Source organism: Sphingobium chungbukense (genome assembly GCF_001005725.1).
GTDB lineage: Bacteria > Pseudomonadota > Alphaproteobacteria > Sphingomonadales > Sphingomonadaceae > Sphingobium > Sphingobium chungbukense.
Map to the genome: position 1 here is coordinate 855,017 of NZ_LBIC01000001.1, position 13,467 is coordinate 868,483.

Genomic DNA, 13,467 nt, shown 5'->3' on the forward strand with positions numbered 1-13,467 from the left:
GCTACCCTTTCGCAGCCTTGCGCGCTGCGCGCTTGGCCTTGCGGATCACGGCTGCGTCGACCTCGATCGGGAGCAGCACAGCGAAGGTGTCATCCATCTTCTGCCTGTTCGAATCGACGGCCGGACGGAAAACAGGGGTGGCGGTCTGAGCACTGTTGCCAAATTCCAATTCTACGCCCGCGATGTCAGCGAGGACGACCTGAACGGCAACGCCCCGCCTTTGCTTCGCGGGCTCTACGTCGACGCTCTCATAGGTATCGCCGGTTAGGTTGTGGGGGCCTACGTTCTGGCGAACGCCGCGCGCGAGAATCTCAGCTGTGTCCGCCAGGGCGCGCTTGCCGACATTCCTTGCCATCGCCTTGCTCATCTCGTTGAGCTGGCGCGAGGCCTCGCGAAAGCCCTCCAAGCGAGAAACGGAACGGCGCGCCATTACGGCACAATCCTGACGGCGTTGATCTTGACGCCTGCATTCAAACCGATGGGCGCGATGGATCGAATGTCCCATGCTCCGCCATCAAACTGGATGCGATCGGTCAATCGGATAGCCCTGGTTTTGTTGTTCGACAGGACTTCAAAGCTCGCGGCTTGCGTTCCAGTCGCTTGGGCTGCATCCCGCTGTTCGGTGCCGGTGCCGAAGAATACCGCCGCGTATTCCCGACAATATTCCGACCAATCCGGCACCGGTTCATTGAGGTCGTTACGCGTCGGGGTGTCCCGCTCGATCGTGATCAGCCGATTGCGCGGGCTGGCCTTCATAGTGTCCACCGTTTGAGGCTTCGGCAAAGCCGTTTCGCGGCTACCTCGACGTCTCCAGCAAGGCCGCCCGTTTCCCGATCGTTGAAAAAACCAGCCACTAGGATGCGCATGGCGCGCATGATGTTCGGCGAGAAAAGTTGGATTGCATCCGGCGTAGCAAAACCGGCCGTCATGGTGACAGCGACAGTGCTGCCGGTCAGCAGGCGGGGCCACGCTGCCGCTGACAGACGGGCGGGGCGCTTCGCGATCTGAGCGAAATATTCGGTATCGGGCAACGCTTGGTCGGCGCCCTCAACATCGACATAGTCGACAGCATCGATCGAGACGATGGGCCAGGTCGACAGCACGGCGTCAAAGCCGCTGATGACCTCCGTGACTGACCGACGCGTCAAAATCAGGCCGGTATAATCTTCAATCCACCCGCGCGCATCGATGATGGCACTGGTAACGACGCCATCCTCATCGTCAGAAAGTATGCGGAGCTGCGCCTTTGCGGTGTCGAGGTCGATAGGCTCGGCCATGCGCAGCTCCCTGCCGATTCCGGCTTACTTCTTCGCCTGCTCGGCGAGGTTCTTTTCGACCGCTTCCCGACCGGAGAGCGTCGGGTCGTTGAAATCGATCTTGTTCTGCTCGACGGTCGTCCCGGCGCGTGGGTCATTATCGACGGCCGGATGCTCCAAATCGACGTCCGGAACGATCTGCTGCGGAGCGCCCGAGGCATCGATCTCGGTCGCGGGCGATACGTTCGCTTGCGCCTCGGCGGCTTTTTCCGCCTCGGTCTTCTTCGTGGTCATGATGATCCTCCTGGGGTTGACCGAAACGGCGAAATGGCGCCGCTTCGATCAACCGGGCCGGCTGACGACCGGCCCGGAGACAATGGGTTACGCCGAGATCTTGATGGCCTTCATGGCGTCGGGATTCTTGACCCCGCCGCCCACTCGCTTCGTGACATAGAAGCAGATGAACGGCTTGTTGGTGTAAGGATCGCGCAGGACGCGCACGCCGATCCGGTCGATGACCAGATAGGTTTCGGCCATATCGCCGAACAACGCTGCGATGTTGCCGGCTGCGACATCGGGCATGTCGGGAACATCGACCACCGGGCGGCCCAGCAGCGTCGACGGCTGACCGGCGACGTAGGTGGGCTGCCAGATATAGTTGTTTTGACCATCCTTCAACTTCCGGACGGCGCCCAGCGAGGAGCGGTTGAGGAAGAACTTGGCGTTGGGCTCATATGCCGCCGGCAGGCCATAGACCGCGCCGATCAAGCCATCGGAGGTAAATGCGGCAGCCGCACCGCTATTCAACGCCTCAATTGCGCCCCAGGGATGACGCGCTGCGGCAGCCGCACCGGTCACATAGCTCAGCAGCCCGAACGGCTTGTTGGTGCCGTCGCCCGACAGAAAGGCGATAGCCTCCTGACGCGCGAACTCGGTTTCGATCTCGCCAACGAGCCACTGCTCGATGTTGATCTCGCTGTCGTCGAGCAGGCGCTGCGAGGCCGCCGCGTTCGCATAGATTTCGCCCAGGCCGAAATCGAGCGAGGTGAACTGCGGCGTGCTGGTAGCAGGACGCGACGCCGTTTCACCGACCCAACCGGAGCCGAGCGAGCGATCGGTGAACAGCTTCGTGAAACCCGAGGTGCTGATCGACTGCACGGTTGCCTCGGACCGAATCGGATTGATCAGCTTCAGGCGGCCGGTGATCGAACGGTCCCATTCGATCGGCGTGGTGTAACCGCCGTCCGCTGCGGTGCCCTCGGTCATCGCCGCACGCGGCCCGGTCCGATGGGCAGCCTTCATCTGCTCCTCCTGATCGCGGGAGCCCTCGCGCATATACGAAGCGAACAGGCTCGAATATTCCGGGTCGGCCAGTGCCGGAAGGTCGCCGCCGCCAAGCTTAGCCGCGGCGATCTGAGCGGCCTGCTCGTTGATCGCGGCCTCCAGCGAGCTCATCGTCTCGTTGATCTTGCCCAGCTTGTCGTTGACCACCGTGTCATCGACTTTGGACTTCAGGCGCTCGTCGTTCGCCGTCTTGAATTCGTCGAATGCGCCTTGGAGCGCGGCGATCATGGCTTTGGTGTCGCCGGTGACATCCGCGCGGATGCTGGAGGCGATGATCGCCCGCGGCAGAGCGGGGATGACAGGCGCGGTCAGGGAGAAGTTTTCCGCGTCCGACGGTGCGGCGCGCAGGGGGAGGGCGAACAGGGTCGCCACCGCCGACAGGGCGGTTTTCAGAAACATCTTCATATATGCCTCGTGGCTTTTAGCTGCGGAAAGACTGAGTGAGCTTCTCGATCGAAGCCTTCAGTTCGGAATCGCCGCCAGCGCCAGGCGTGTCGGCAGGGTCGAGGGCAGCGCCGGGCGTGCCCTTGATCTTGTTGATGCGTGCGCGTGCGTCGCTGCGCGTCGCGCCGCCGGCGACAAGCGCCAGCTCCATTGCGCGGATTTCGTTCACCGATGCGTCGGAAGCTTTCGCCTTTTCGTCGACTTTGGTCTGGTCAGCGGCGAGCAGTTCGTCGGCGAAGCCGCGGTCGATGGCAATGGACCCCGACATATAGGTCTCGTCGTCCATCCACTTGGCGCAATCTGCGGCCTTCTGACCTGTGCGTTGGGCGTAAACATCGGCCATCGCCTGGTCGAACGGCGAAAGAAACGCGGCGACTTCGGCCATGTCGTGCCGATTGCCCATGGCGACGACCCAGCAATTGTGGATCATGATGAACGACGCCGCACCGATCTGGATGGTGTCGCCAGCCATTGCGATGATAGACGCCGCCGATGCAGCCATGCCCATTACCTTGACGGTGATCGGCTGCGGATGCTCGCGGAGCACATTGTAGACGGCGAGGCCCTCGAACATATCGCCGCCGGGGCTGTTGATCTGGACCTCGACAGGGCGATCACCGATTGCCCGAAGCTGCGAGGCGACTTTCTTTGCAGTCACGCCGCCGCCGGTCCACCAATCCTCGCCGATGATGTCGAACATGGTGATGACGTTATCGCCCGATTCGAGCGCTGCCGGGCGCACGCCAGCCGCGTCTGCGTTCCAACGATCGAGAACCGGTGACGGGGTGAAAGCAGAAACGCCCCGCTCCGCCGGGATAGGTAGCGCGCCAGGGCGCTCGCGAGACTTGACGCCGCCCGCGATCGAGCGAGGCAGATGCGCGCGTTGATCGAAGATTGGACGGCCCGGCATCGGCCTGTCGTTCAGCGTTCGCACCGCCGGGGGGCGGCCGGGCGCGCGAGAATGGTCACTCATCGACGGGTTCCTTGGGCTTGGTCGAAGTAGCGGACGAGGCCGGGAGTTGGTCGCCCCCGGGGATAGGATTGAGATCGAACGCCGCACGGACTTCATCCGGGGTTCGATAGGCGTTGTTCGGTCCCAAGGCCTTGGCGAAGAAATCGGCCTGATCCTTCAGAGATCCGCGCAGCAGCGCCCCCTCGTTGAATTTGACGTAAAGCTCGTCTGCGTCCTGTTCCTCGATGGTCAGACAGGAGCGTTCGATAGCTTGCTCCCAGGCGACGAACCAAGGCATCAGGCAGTAGGTGACGAAAAACAAACCCAGCTGCTCGATCCCGCTGCCCCAGCTTGTCTCATCGAACATCAGCAATGGACGCGGCACGCCAGTGAATCGCGAGACCTCCTCAGCCTGCCGCTTCCGCATCTCATCGAACTGAGCGTCCTTGGCGGAGGTCATGAAGGGCTTTGCCTTCAGTCCTTCCTCCAGCACCAGCCATTCGCCTGCGGCGTCGCCATCGGCCTGGCGCTCCCGCATGCTATTTTTCAATTCGACGATCGCTTCCGGACCGAGCGTCGCATCCGTTTCAAGGGCGCCGCCCGCCATAACGCCGCCCTTCAGCACCTTGCCAGCGGCCTTCTCAGCCTGCGCGGCGATGCCAATGGCGTTCACGGCCATGTCGATAAGATTGACGCCCTTCAGACCGTCTCGGGTGATCGGGTGCCGGAAGTGAAAGACGTCTTGCGGCTGAAGAACCACGGTCCCGCCAGAGGGACGGCGATATTCAAACGTAAGCTTGAAATCATCGGAAAGCTTCGGGGTCACCGAGTTGCGCTTGAGCGGAACCAAGGCGATGACCTGGTTGAGCTTGCCCCGCACAATGCCGCGGATGATCAGCGCATAAGCATTGCCATCGAGCAGCGCGAGAAGCTGCATATACGATTTGAATTCGAGCGCGGTCTGATACTGATTCGGTCGCTTGTGCAGGATGCGATAGAGCGCATGATCTTTGGCCTTCGCGATAGTCTCCTTCCCGTTGGCGTCGACCGTCCGCCTCATCAGGTGGGTAGGCAGCATCCCCATGGCGCTGGCGATCAAATGGGCGGCCCGAAAGAACGTGCTGTTACGCAGGGCCATACTTTCGCTGACGCTCACGCCTGCGGTGGACTCTCGGCCACTCTTCAGAAACTCGGCTAGAGCCGGACTGTCCATGTCCAAGGTGTCATATGCAGCCGGACGGGCGATGCGCTGGACAGTCGGAGCTGCTGAAGGCTCCGGGGATGCCGCCATGTCGCGGCCAAACAGGCGGTCGAGAAATCCCATTCGACCCCCTTTCAAACCCTGATAATTCCGCGCTTGGCGTAGACAGACGGCTTTTTCTGCTCTTCGAGCGCGATCTGGCCCATGGCCATCACCATAGCGACCATCCCGTCGATGCGACCGGTCGACTTGGCCTTGTTCAGCTTCCGATCGCCGGCCGCATTTTTTTCGACGACGGCGTTCGCGGCGCACATCGTCATGACGGGATTACCGCCATGCACGACCTGCTTGTTCAGAAACGCGATTTCCGTGACGTCCATCGCCGGGGCCATGGAGACATGCCCTTGGCCGAATGGCTCGAATGGCAACTTGATGCCGAGCTTTCCCATCTGGGTTTCAAGCGTTTTGAAGCGATACCGGTCGAAACCGATCTTCGCGATATCCAGTCCGTTGCAGATGCCGCCGATCTTGGCGGCGACGAATTCATAATCGACTGCAACGCCGGGCGTCGTTTCGATCAGCCCTTGCTTTACCCAAAGATCATACGGAACGCGGTCGCGCTTCGCGTGATCGGCGACAGTGGCCTCTGGCTTCCAAAACCACGCTTTAACGTGCCACCGTCCGTCCTTCCCCTTCGCGATCAGCACAAAAGCGCAAAGGTCCGTCGTCTCTGCCAGGTCGAGGCCACCATAGACCGGCCCGGTAAGGAAGGCTTCCTCATCAATCGGGCCGCTGCCCTCCGACCACACCATCGGCGAAATGAAAGGCGAGAACCGGTTGACCCGCTGGTTGAGGTAGAGGTTGCGGAACCCATTTTCGGCGGACGGCATGCGCGCCGCCTTCTCGGCTGCCGCGAGCAATTCCACCTCAGAGCGGAACGTGCCCAGCGCCGGATTGGCCGCGCGATGTGCCGCCGGGTCCAGAACGTCGCAATCAGGCTCGGCCGCATAGACATGGCAGACGATCTTCGGATCGCCCGACCGCTTCGCGTCGTCGATCTTGATCGACAGCATGTCGGCATCGGTCGGCGCCTGCGTCGAGATGATCAGGCGAAGGGCATCGTCATAGGCGCCCGACGCCGTCTCTATAGCCTCGACGAAATCATCCTGCGGTCCGCGCACCTGGCCCAGCTCGTCGAGGATGGCGAGGACAGGCGAAAGACCGTGCGCCGTGTGGCCGTCGGCCGCGAGCGCGCGATATTCGACGTTCTTCGCCAAACCGATCAGGCGCTTGCCGGATGGCACGATTCGGACGAGCTTTGTCAGGTCGAGGGACAGGGCGACCATCTTCGACGCGAGGTTGAAGACGAGCGCAGCCTGATCTCGCGACCGGGCGCCGCTGACGATCTGACTATTCAGCCGGGCCTCCGGGCCGGCGATATGAGCAAGCAGGATTGCAGCAATCAGGCCGGACTTGCCATTTTTGCGGGCAATCGAAAGGATGCCCTCGGAGGTGCCAGCCGGATTATCGTAAACGTCGAGGATGAACTTCTGCTGGAACTCGTCGAGCCGCATTGGCTTCCCGACCAGCTTGCCCTCGGGCACCAGGCAATATTTGTGGATGAACGCGATTACGCGTTCGCCACGGGTCACTCGTGCGACAATGGCCCCTTACCGGCGGCCATCCCCAGACAGTCGAATGCGCGTTGCCCGCGCCGTCCAGCCACCTCGAAATAGGCGTGATCAACGTCCCACGCTTTGACGCGCACGCCCCAGATGCCACGTTCGGCTAAGTCGGCCGTAACAATATTGATGGAGCGCGGATCGCGCCCCAAGTCGCGAAGCAAACCTTCACAGTGACGCCGGATGCAATGGTTGGGCACAAGGAAAAACCCGCCATCCGGCAGCCGCTCAAGCTGGCGAGTTGTGCGGCCGATACCTCGTTGCGACATCGGCCACCTCAGTTCAACGAGCTGGGCCGTGCCAGCAAATCATCGTCATCGGAGGCCATCGGGTTGTGACCGGCCTCGATCTCTTTCGCCTGCTCGCGCCGCTTGTTGACGTCGCGCTGTTCCCCGTTCTTTGCCCGGTTGTCGAGCCCCAGCGCCCGCCGTAGCGTGACGATCCGACGGGCCAGCTTGTCGCTCGCCTCGATCGTCAACATCATCGTGGACACCTTCACATTGCCGCCACGATCAACCGAGAAAGCTGCGACCTTTTCAGCGTCCGCCATCGCCCGCGCAAGATTGGCGGCTACGGCGAGATCAGCATCGGTCCATTCGGACTTGGCGCGCTCAGAAATCACGGCATCCCAGAACGGCTTGTCGCCGCGACGGAGCTTTAAATGGGATGGGGGCGACAGGTCGCGCGCCGCCGCCGCCATCACGGCCACGGCGCCGGCCGCGCTGTCAACGCGCTGGCGACGGGCCATAGAGCAAATCCTGTATTAGCAATTGAAGTTGAGGGGGCGCCGGTGTCCAAGGCGAGGGACCTCAGACTTTTGACCCCTGGGGGGTGCCTGAGGCGCCCCGATTCCATGGGTGCGACGGGTCGAGGGGCAGGCCGTCCGCGCCGCAGCCGCCGACCGCCTGATGGCCGAACTGCTCGGCTGTGACGTCGCGGTGGCAGTCGTCGCAGAGGTTGCGCGTGTTGCTATCGTCATCGCTGCCGCCCAAGGCCAGCGGATCGATATGGTCAACGACCGTGGCGAACACGGTGAAGCCCTTCTCTTCGCAGCGCTCGCATAGGCCATCTGTGCGTGCGAGTCTGCGCTTGCGCTGATCCTGCCCAGCACGACCGCGCAGACGCGCGACGCGTTCGCGCGGCAGGACTTTATCCTTCGGTGGACGACTGGGCATGCAAAGCCAGTCTTGCGATCATGGCAACTATGAGCGCTTCACGGTCTTGACCGGATGACTTTTCATAGATCGACTGCATGGCAGCGATTCGATCACCGGGGGATGATCGAGAAAGTGCGGATGCCAAGTCCTGTTCCGCACCTCTCATCATATCCCGCTCAACGGAAAGATTGGCAATGGCCGTATTCATCAGCAAGTGTCCCCACTGTGCTAGCGATCAGATGAGCTTCTCCATCTTTGGATTCAGTCAGCAAATCGGTGAAAGATGGAAATCTCATCACACCGCCGTGGCAGGATTGTGCGGGAAGTGTCACCTACCTGTAGCGGCCACGCTGAAAATAGTTAACCCAGCCGGCAATTCTGCCTCTTCCTATCAGGCGAATGTGGCAAAGTTGCCCAATCCGGCCAACAATCTTGAGTTGCTTGGCTTCGCATTGGTTGATGTTTGGCCAAAGCCGGCGGCTCCGAGCGCACCCGACAACTTACCTCTAACTGTCGAGCGTGCGTTCCTTCAGGCTGAAAAGAACCTTACGATGGCTGACTGTGAAGAAGCGGCTGCAACGATGTATCGGCGTGCGCTCGATTTGGGTTTAAAGGAAGCCTTCCCCGATGAGAAAGGCTCTCTGGACGCCAGGTTGAAGCGGCTCGTCAAGGATCGACGGCTGCCTGAGGCGGTCGGCGACTGGGCGCATGAAGTGCGGGTGATTGGTAACGACGGAGCGCACGACCTCGATGGGGTCAGTCGCGAGGATCTAATGGATGCCCGGAACTTCATCGATACCGTACTGAAATATCTGTTTACGCTTCCGGCCCAGATTAGGGCGCGGAAGCCAGTCGAACTGCCATCGCAGTCGGGATCAATCGCGGAAGCCTGATAAAAGCAATCCGCCCGCTGAGATCAACAGCGGGCGGAGTTATCCAAGGCCGTTTTTGGAACATTTCGGGGCCACTTGCAAGCCAAAAAGTGAACGGCTGCTATGCTGCCTCGTCTTCCACAGCACCAAAGCGAGCGCGGATGATGTCAGCTATGTCGCTCCATTCCTTCAGCAATCCGCGATCATCCAAGAACTCGGGGTCGATGCCATAGAGGAGGCCGGTCGTGATCTGCTCGTCCGCGCTCTCCAGCGCGGCGACGGCGGGGTGCTCAGCCTTAATGGTGCCGCGGCGCGCCGGTCCGATCAACCACCCCGGCATGACCTTCTGCCCAGCGTTGAGGGCATCGACTGTCCGCCGATCCACCATAGAGAAGGCATGCGCCACGCACATAGGCCAGCGGTTCAACGCGTCGAGCAGGAAGCGCTTGGCCTTGCGCTTGTGGACGCGATAGCGATGCGCAGCTACTGAATAGCCGATGGTGTCGCCTACGATCATATCCAGCACCATCTGCTTGGGCATCGGCAGCATGTCGCGCCAATAGCCATAGGCGAGATGCATGCGGACGCGATAGACACTCTCCGCTGCCTGCCCGCCGTGATGCTTCGATTGGTCGACGCGCGCCTCCAGACTGGCGACCTTGACCGCGACGTCCGCCTCCAGACTGCGATAGACATTCGCGATCTGGGCCGCCCATTCGAGCTGGTTCTTATCGATGGTGCCGTTGCGATGCAACTGGACGAGAGATCCGTCGTGCGTGCGCGTCGAGCGCTCCCACGTTTCGGGCGTGCCGTTGACCTTGTGGCCCCACGCTTCCCGAACCTGCATGGCCTCCTCGATGCCTGGCTCCAGCCGCATCGGCCGTTCGATCAACTTCGGCTTGCTGCGGCCTTTCCGCTTGCCCTCGGTGACGCGCTCGATAGGGCGCGGCAGGCCAAGGACGAGATGGTCGATGCGCTGGCGCTCACGCTTGCGGGCCGCGTCGATGCGCGCCAAGCGGGCATTGAGCGCGGTCACGCGTGCGGGCTCCCTCGCCGCATCATCAATCAGCGCCTGCCGCGCCGCAGCGATCATCGCCGAGCGCGCTTCGGCCGGGCTGCCGCCCTCGAAGACTTCGCCCAGCCGATTCACAGTTTCAAATTTCGGCTTGTCCGCCATGTCCTCGTAACTCCGTTCTCTGCCTGTTCTACTGCTCGAACGAGCGCGGCGCCAGCGGCTGGGCCTTCCGCGCCGCCCGCCACTCTTCCGCTTCTTCCCTGCTGTCAGCGACATGCAGGGGCTCGCCCATGCGGATGATGTGCTTGCCGTCGTGCGTGTATCCGTCCCCGACCAGTTCGACGGCCGGGACATGGATCGAGAAGACCGCGAACTGGGTCACGCCACCTCCGCCAGGTTGATGCCCTGCCGGGTCAGCAGCTGCTCTATGGCGATGATGCGGCGCTCGGTCGGTGCGCGGTGATATGGCGCGTCAGGCGCTTTCTCCCACCGCTTGGTCACGGAGACATTGACGCCCAAGGCTTTCGCCCATGCAGCGCGGGTCAGGCCGGACGAACGGCGGGCGGCTTTGATGTTCATGCGGTTGCTCCGACGAGCTTATGGCGGATCATGTAGCGGTCGCCTTCCGGCACCCACCGAAGAAATCCGCGCTCCATTGCGATTTTGCGCCAGTTGAGCGGTGCGGCGTCGATCATCTCCTGCTGGGCGATGCCCTGCTCCAGCTCGAAAATGAAATCGTCGAACTTGCCTTCCCAGAAGCGATGGCACAGCGCGAGCGCTTCGACCTTTTCGCTGACGGGCGGCTGATACTGCCGCACGAGTTCGAGGCACTGGCGCGGCGTCGGAAACCATTGCATCTCGGAGCAGGCCCGGCGCGCCATGTAGGCCAACGCTTCGTTGCTGTAGGCGCCGAGGATCTTCGAATAGACTGCCACCCGCATCTTGCCGCTTTCATCATCCGTGGATTTGCTCGGCAGGGTCGCAGCCATGAAGGTCAGATGTTTGGTGATCTGGAGCGGCGAGGCAGGGGCAGGGCGATCATCTTGGGCATCGGCCCAGACCTTCAGCGCAAAGCACTCCTCAACCGTTTCCGGCAAACGGATGTCCGGCTTGGACATCAGCTGCTTCTCGGAGTGCATTGAGGAATCCATCCCCCCGTTGATGACGGTAAGAGCCGCCCGACCGATCGTTTCCATGATTGCGTCCTCCAAATCGTCTGCTGTTCAGCACCCAGGTCGACCAAGCGTCCTGCCAATCCTTGAATTTCGAGCCTTTGCTTCGGTGGTGCGCGGTGAAGTGCTCGACTTGGCTTTCCAGTTCGCCGGGCGGCCAGCCGTCGACGATCTCCCGGCTTTTCGTTTTCAGGCCAAAGTCTCTCGGGCACCAATCATCGGGCAGCACATGCGCGCCCTGTGTTTGTTTATCCTTGGTGGTTCTTGATGGTTTGGGTGCCAATTTGGCAGGGGTTTCTGTCGCTTTTGGCAGGGGTGCCGATTTGGCAGGGGTGCCGGATTGGCCGGGGTGAACATGGTATTGCGTGCTGTTTCCGTCCCGCATCTTGCGGGTCAGATGCCCCTTCCTCTCCAAATCCACGATGGCACGCCGAACGGTGCGCTCACCTTGCCCAGAGCGCTTCATTATCGTCGATACGGCTGGCCAGCATTGCAGGCCGTCGTCGTTCGCCTGATCGGCAAGAGCCAGCAGCACCAGCTTTTCGCCAGGTGGCAGGTCAAGTTCCCAGACGAGCGACATGAGGCGGACGCTCACTTGATCCACCCCCATTCGCGCACGGCGACGAGGGCCTCTTCAGGCTGGCGGATCATGGCCCAGGGAAAGCGGCGCTCGATCAGGTCGTCACGCCAGTCTTCCTGATCCTCAGACAACTCGTTCCCGACCTCGCGCTTCACCTCGATGAAGCCGATCTGGAGCGGTTGCTTGCCGAAAAGGATCAGGTCGGGGAAACCGGGACGCAGGCCGTCGGCGCGCAGGGCAGCCATCTGCTTGATGCGCGCCAGCCGGTCGCCCGCCAGATGCGTGCCGTTGGGCACATGCACGGCTTCAATGCCCTGCATGGCGAGCAGACGGATAGCGCCACGCTGCACCGGCCGTTCGGCCATGCCGCCGGTACGCTTGCCGCTCTTCCGCGCGGGCTGGATATACCAGGCGCGCGTCATCAGATGAGCCCCGAGGCGACGCCGCCCAAGGTGAAGCCATGGTCCGCGGCGCGGGGCTCGAACTTGCTGACGAGACGGGCACCGTTCTGCACGCGGCGCAGCTGCTCGTCGAAGCTGAGGCGGCGGCCACGGTTTGCCCGTTCCCGTTCCATCTCGGCTTCGATCACCTGCCGGGCATCGGCAGCCAAATAGCCCTTGCTCTTGGTCAGATCGCGATAGAGGCCGCGCAGATGCTCCGGGCACCAGCTCAGATGGCGCTCGGTCGTCATCCGTCCGACCCGCATCCGGGCCTCGGAGCCGGGCGGCTGGGCAGCATGGCCGAGGCCGGTGCGGAACAGTGCCCGGCCGGATTCGCGGCGACGCTCAGCCTCGGCCGGGTCGTTGGCGGCCTTCTCGCGAAGAGCGGCGCTGGTGCGTTCGACATGGGCAGCCTTGAACGACGGGTCGGCCATCAGGCGTTTCATTGCCGCGCTCGACTTCTTCGCACGCTCGGGATTGCTGCCGAAGATGCGGCCACAGCAGGAACGGCAAAACCGCGTCTTACGGCGCGGCCTTTCCTCAATCTCCCGGCCGCAGCCGCCTTCGCATAGGAATGTCGCGCCCATCAGCCGCGCACCTCGCTGCGGAGGAGTTCGGCCATGGCCATGATGGCGGCGTGGTCGCGGCGCTTCGTGCTGACGGCGGCCTTCGTCGCCACCCGGCGCCGCTCGCGCTTGGCGATGACGGCGGGGTGCGGGAAGATCCGGCGATAGGCGTTCACCAGCCGGGCGCGGATATAGAGCGCGCCCATCTCAGAACACCCACTTGGCGCTGATGGCGCCCAGCTGCTGCTTCAGCGTGGTGATCTCGGAGAGGAAGGAGGCGGACGTCTCCTGATGCAGCTTCTCCAGCGCGGCGATGTCGCTGCGCAGGGCCTGCACCTCCTCGGGCTCCTTCAGCTTCCCGAAGCAGGTTTCCCGATACCCTATGACGAAATCGACATTGAGGCCGGTATCGGCGGCGATGCGGGCATCATCCCAGCCGTCGGCGAAGGCGCCCTTGTTCGGGTCGAAATGGGTCTGGAGCAGGTGGAACATCTGAGCCTGAGCGCGCATGGCGTCGGGCGAAGGTTTGGCCGACATGGCTTTCCTCTCGTTGGCCTTGGTGCGGCAGCCGGGGCAGATGTGCGGATCGAGCGCCCAGCCAGCCTGCGTGAATTTCTTGTCGATCTGCTCCGGGGGCATCCGCACGCTCAGCTTCAGCGAACCCTCGTGCGGGCAGCGGCTGCACTGAATGAACGCGGTGGCCGAGGGTGAACCCACGCCCGGCCGTGTTTCCAGCCGCCGACCCATCACGCCGTTGCGATACGAATGCTCCCGGTGCTTCATCGG

At 62.4% G+C, this 13,467-nt stretch carries 22 protein-coding genes; 1 reads left to right on the top strand and 21 read right to left on the bottom strand.

Annotation, left to right across the window (positions count from 1 at the left end; all coding sequences use genetic code 11):
- Position 1 precedes the first annotated feature (1 nt).
- The 12 genes from YP76_RS04250 to YP76_RS28115 form a co-directional block, all read right to left on the bottom strand.
- The gene (locus YP76_RS04250) at positions 2-430 is read right to left on the bottom strand and encodes an HK97-gp10 family putative phage morphogenesis protein (protein WP_046762308.1); all 429 of its coding nucleotides are present in this window, start codon (positions 428-430) and stop codon (positions 2-4) included.
- Positions 430-756, bottom strand: a complete 327-nt coding sequence (locus tag YP76_RS04255; RefSeq protein WP_046762309.1) for a phage head completion protein — start codon at positions 754-756, stop codon at positions 430-432. Before YP76_RS04255 ends, YP76_RS04250 begins: the two co-directional genes overlap by 1 nt.
- On the bottom strand, positions 753-1,277 hold the full coding sequence (locus YP76_RS04260) for a head-tail connector protein (protein ID WP_052757286.1): 525 nt from the start codon (positions 1,275-1,277) through the stop codon (positions 753-755). The genes YP76_RS04255 and YP76_RS04260 overlap by 4 nt, the downstream gene beginning before the upstream one ends.
- A 24-nt stretch (positions 1,278-1,301) precedes the next feature.
- The gene (locus YP76_RS04265; protein ID WP_046762310.1) at positions 1,302-1,550 is read right to left on the bottom strand and encodes a hypothetical protein; all 249 of its coding nucleotides are present in this window, start codon (positions 1,548-1,550) and stop codon (positions 1,302-1,304) included.
- Between the two features lie 87 nt (positions 1,551-1,637).
- The gene (locus tag YP76_RS04270; protein ID WP_084733010.1) at positions 1,638-3,005 is read right to left on the bottom strand and encodes a phage major capsid protein; all 1,368 of its coding nucleotides are present in this window, start codon (positions 3,003-3,005) and stop codon (positions 1,638-1,640) included.
- A gap of 16 nt (positions 3,006-3,021) precedes the next feature.
- Positions 3,022-4,017, bottom strand: a complete 996-nt coding sequence (locus tag YP76_RS04275; protein WP_198147412.1) for a head maturation protease, ClpP-related — start codon at positions 4,015-4,017, stop codon at positions 3,022-3,024.
- Positions 4,010-5,320 (bottom strand): phage portal protein, encoded by a 1,311-nt coding sequence (locus tag YP76_RS04280; RefSeq protein WP_046762311.1) that lies wholly within the window; start codon positions 5,318-5,320, stop codon positions 4,010-4,012. Before YP76_RS04280 ends, YP76_RS04275 begins: the two co-directional genes overlap by 8 nt.
- Positions 5,321-5,331: 11 nt before the next feature.
- On the bottom strand, positions 5,332-6,849 hold the full coding sequence (locus YP76_RS04285; protein ID WP_046762312.1) for a terminase large subunit: 1,518 nt from the start codon (positions 6,847-6,849) through the stop codon (positions 5,332-5,334).
- On the bottom strand, positions 6,846-7,148 hold the full coding sequence (locus YP76_RS04290; RefSeq protein WP_046762313.1) for a hypothetical protein: 303 nt from the start codon (positions 7,146-7,148) through the stop codon (positions 6,846-6,848). Before YP76_RS04290 ends, YP76_RS04285 begins: the two co-directional genes overlap by 4 nt.
- A gap of 8 nt (positions 7,149-7,156) precedes the next feature.
- On the bottom strand, positions 7,157-7,627 hold the full coding sequence (locus tag YP76_RS04295) for a hypothetical protein (protein ID WP_046762314.1): 471 nt from the start codon (positions 7,625-7,627) through the stop codon (positions 7,157-7,159).
- 61 nt (positions 7,628-7,688) lie between these two features.
- Positions 7,689-8,054 (bottom strand): HNH endonuclease, encoded by a 366-nt coding sequence (locus tag YP76_RS26840; protein ID WP_084733012.1) that lies wholly within the window; start codon positions 8,052-8,054, stop codon positions 7,689-7,691.
- Positions 8,029-8,244: a hypothetical protein gene (locus tag YP76_RS28115; protein WP_198147413.1), complete on the bottom strand. Its 216-nt coding sequence runs from the start codon at positions 8,242-8,244 to the stop codon at positions 8,029-8,031. The genes YP76_RS26840 and YP76_RS28115 overlap by 26 nt, the downstream gene beginning before the upstream one ends.
- Between YP76_RS28115 and YP76_RS26460 the strand changes: the two genes are divergently transcribed.
- Positions 8,231-8,929, top strand: a complete 699-nt coding sequence (locus YP76_RS26460) for a DUF4145 domain-containing protein (protein WP_052757287.1) — start codon at positions 8,231-8,233, stop codon at positions 8,927-8,929. The genes YP76_RS28115 and YP76_RS26460 overlap by 14 nt on opposite strands.
- Before the next feature lie 100 nt (positions 8,930-9,029).
- Here the strand turns inward: YP76_RS26460 and YP76_RS04310 are convergent, their stop codons facing one another.
- The 9 genes from YP76_RS04310 to YP76_RS04345 are packed head-to-tail and all read right to left on the bottom strand — an operon-like array spanning position 9,030 to position 13,464.
- On the bottom strand, positions 9,030-10,058 hold the full coding sequence (locus YP76_RS04310; RefSeq protein ID WP_232307438.1) for a hypothetical protein: 1,029 nt from the start codon (positions 10,056-10,058) through the stop codon (positions 9,030-9,032).
- A gap of 55 nt (positions 10,059-10,113) precedes the next feature.
- On the bottom strand, positions 10,114-10,305 hold the full coding sequence (locus tag YP76_RS04315; protein WP_046762315.1) for a hypothetical protein: 192 nt from the start codon (positions 10,303-10,305) through the stop codon (positions 10,114-10,116).
- Positions 10,302-10,502 carry a helix-turn-helix domain-containing protein gene (locus YP76_RS04320; RefSeq protein ID WP_046762316.1) on the bottom strand — a complete coding sequence of 67 codons (201 nt, stop codon included), beginning with the start codon at positions 10,500-10,502 and terminating at the stop codon, positions 10,302-10,304. The genes YP76_RS04315 and YP76_RS04320 overlap by 4 nt, the downstream gene beginning before the upstream one ends.
- Positions 10,499-11,041, bottom strand: coding sequence for a hypothetical protein (locus YP76_RS04325; RefSeq protein WP_084733014.1), 543 nt, complete (start codon positions 11,039-11,041; stop codon positions 10,499-10,501). Before YP76_RS04325 ends, YP76_RS04320 begins: the two co-directional genes overlap by 4 nt.
- Positions 11,004-11,690 (bottom strand): helix-turn-helix domain-containing protein, encoded by a 687-nt coding sequence (locus YP76_RS26845; protein WP_198147415.1) that lies wholly within the window; start codon positions 11,688-11,690, stop codon positions 11,004-11,006. The genes YP76_RS04325 and YP76_RS26845 overlap by 38 nt, the downstream gene beginning before the upstream one ends.
- Complete coding sequence (locus YP76_RS04330; RefSeq protein WP_046762318.1) at positions 11,687-12,097, bottom strand: VRR-NUC domain-containing protein; 411 nt, start codon at positions 12,095-12,097, stop codon at positions 11,687-11,689. Before YP76_RS04330 ends, YP76_RS26845 begins: the two co-directional genes overlap by 4 nt.
- The gene (locus YP76_RS04335) at positions 12,097-12,702 is read right to left on the bottom strand and encodes a hypothetical protein (protein WP_046762319.1); all 606 of its coding nucleotides are present in this window, start codon (positions 12,700-12,702) and stop codon (positions 12,097-12,099) included. The genes YP76_RS04330 and YP76_RS04335 overlap by 1 nt, the downstream gene beginning before the upstream one ends.
- Complete coding sequence (locus YP76_RS04340) at positions 12,702-12,887, bottom strand: hypothetical protein (RefSeq protein WP_046762320.1); 186 nt, start codon at positions 12,885-12,887, stop codon at positions 12,702-12,704. Before YP76_RS04340 ends, YP76_RS04335 begins: the two co-directional genes overlap by 1 nt.
- A 1-nt stretch (position 12,888) precedes the next feature.
- Entirely contained in the window at positions 12,889-13,464 is a 576-nt protein-coding gene (locus YP76_RS04345; RefSeq protein WP_046762321.1) for a hypothetical protein, read from the bottom strand.
- Positions 13,465-13,467 lie beyond the last annotated feature (3 nt).

What these genes read in the sequence shown, in the direction of transcription:
- YP76_RS04250 (WP_046762308.1), bottom strand. Translation starts at nt 430, where the DNA reads ATGGCGCGCCGTTCCGTTTCTCGCTTGGAGGGCTTTCGCGAGGCCTCG.
- YP76_RS04255 (WP_046762309.1), bottom strand. Translation starts at nt 756, where the DNA reads ATGAAGGCCAGCCCGCGCAATCGGCTGATCACGATCGAGCGGGACACC.
- YP76_RS04260 (WP_052757286.1), bottom strand. Translation starts at nt 1,277, where the DNA reads ATGGCCGAGCCTATCGACCTCGACACCGCAAAGGCGCAGCTCCGCATA.
- YP76_RS04265 (WP_046762310.1), bottom strand. Translation starts at nt 1,550, where the DNA reads ATGACCACGAAGAAGACCGAGGCGGAAAAAGCCGCCGAGGCGCAAGCG.
- YP76_RS04270 (WP_084733010.1), bottom strand. Translation starts at nt 3,005, where the DNA reads ATGAAGATGTTTCTGAAAACCGCCCTGTCGGCGGTGGCGACCCTGTTC.
- YP76_RS04275 (WP_198147412.1), bottom strand. Translation starts at nt 4,017, where the DNA reads ATGAGTGACCATTCTCGCGCGCCCGGCCGCCCCCCGGCGGTGCGAACG.
- YP76_RS04280 (WP_046762311.1), bottom strand. Translation starts at nt 5,320, where the DNA reads ATGGGATTTCTCGACCGCCTGTTTGGCCGCGACATGGCGGCATCCCCG.
- YP76_RS04290 (WP_046762313.1), bottom strand. Translation starts at nt 7,148, where the DNA reads ATGTCGCAACGAGGTATCGGCCGCACAACTCGCCAGCTTGAGCGGCTG.
- YP76_RS04295 (WP_046762314.1), bottom strand. Translation starts at nt 7,627, where the DNA reads ATGGCCCGTCGCCAGCGCGTTGACAGCGCGGCCGGCGCCGTGGCCGTG.
- YP76_RS26840 (WP_084733012.1), bottom strand. Translation starts at nt 8,054, where the DNA reads ATGCCCAGTCGTCCACCGAAGGATAAAGTCCTGCCGCGCGAACGCGTC.
- YP76_RS26460 (WP_052757287.1), top strand. Translation starts at nt 8,231, where the DNA reads ATGGCCGTATTCATCAGCAAGTGTCCCCACTGTGCTAGCGATCAGATG.
- YP76_RS28115 (WP_198147413.1), bottom strand. Translation starts at nt 8,244, where the DNA reads ATGAATACGGCCATTGCCAATCTTTCCGTTGAGCGGGATATGATGAGA.
- YP76_RS04320 (WP_046762316.1), bottom strand. Translation starts at nt 10,502, where the DNA reads ATGAACATCAAAGCCGCCCGCCGTTCGTCCGGCCTGACCCGCGCTGCA.
- YP76_RS04325 (WP_084733014.1), bottom strand. Translation starts at nt 11,041, where the DNA reads ATGTCCAAGCCGGACATCCGTTTGCCGGAAACGGTTGAGGAGTGCTTT.
- YP76_RS04330 (WP_046762318.1), bottom strand. Translation starts at nt 12,097, where the DNA reads ATGACGCGCGCCTGGTATATCCAGCCCGCGCGGAAGAGCGGCAAGCGT.
- YP76_RS04335 (WP_046762319.1), bottom strand. Translation starts at nt 12,702, where the DNA reads ATGGGCGCGACATTCCTATGCGAAGGCGGCTGCGGCCGGGAGATTGAG.
- YP76_RS04340 (WP_046762320.1), bottom strand. Translation starts at nt 12,887, where the DNA reads ATGGGCGCGCTCTATATCCGCGCCCGGCTGGTGAACGCCTATCGCCGG.
- YP76_RS04345 (WP_046762321.1), bottom strand. Translation starts at nt 13,464, where the DNA reads ATGAAGCACCGGGAGCATTCGTATCGCAACGGCGTGATGGGTCGGCGG.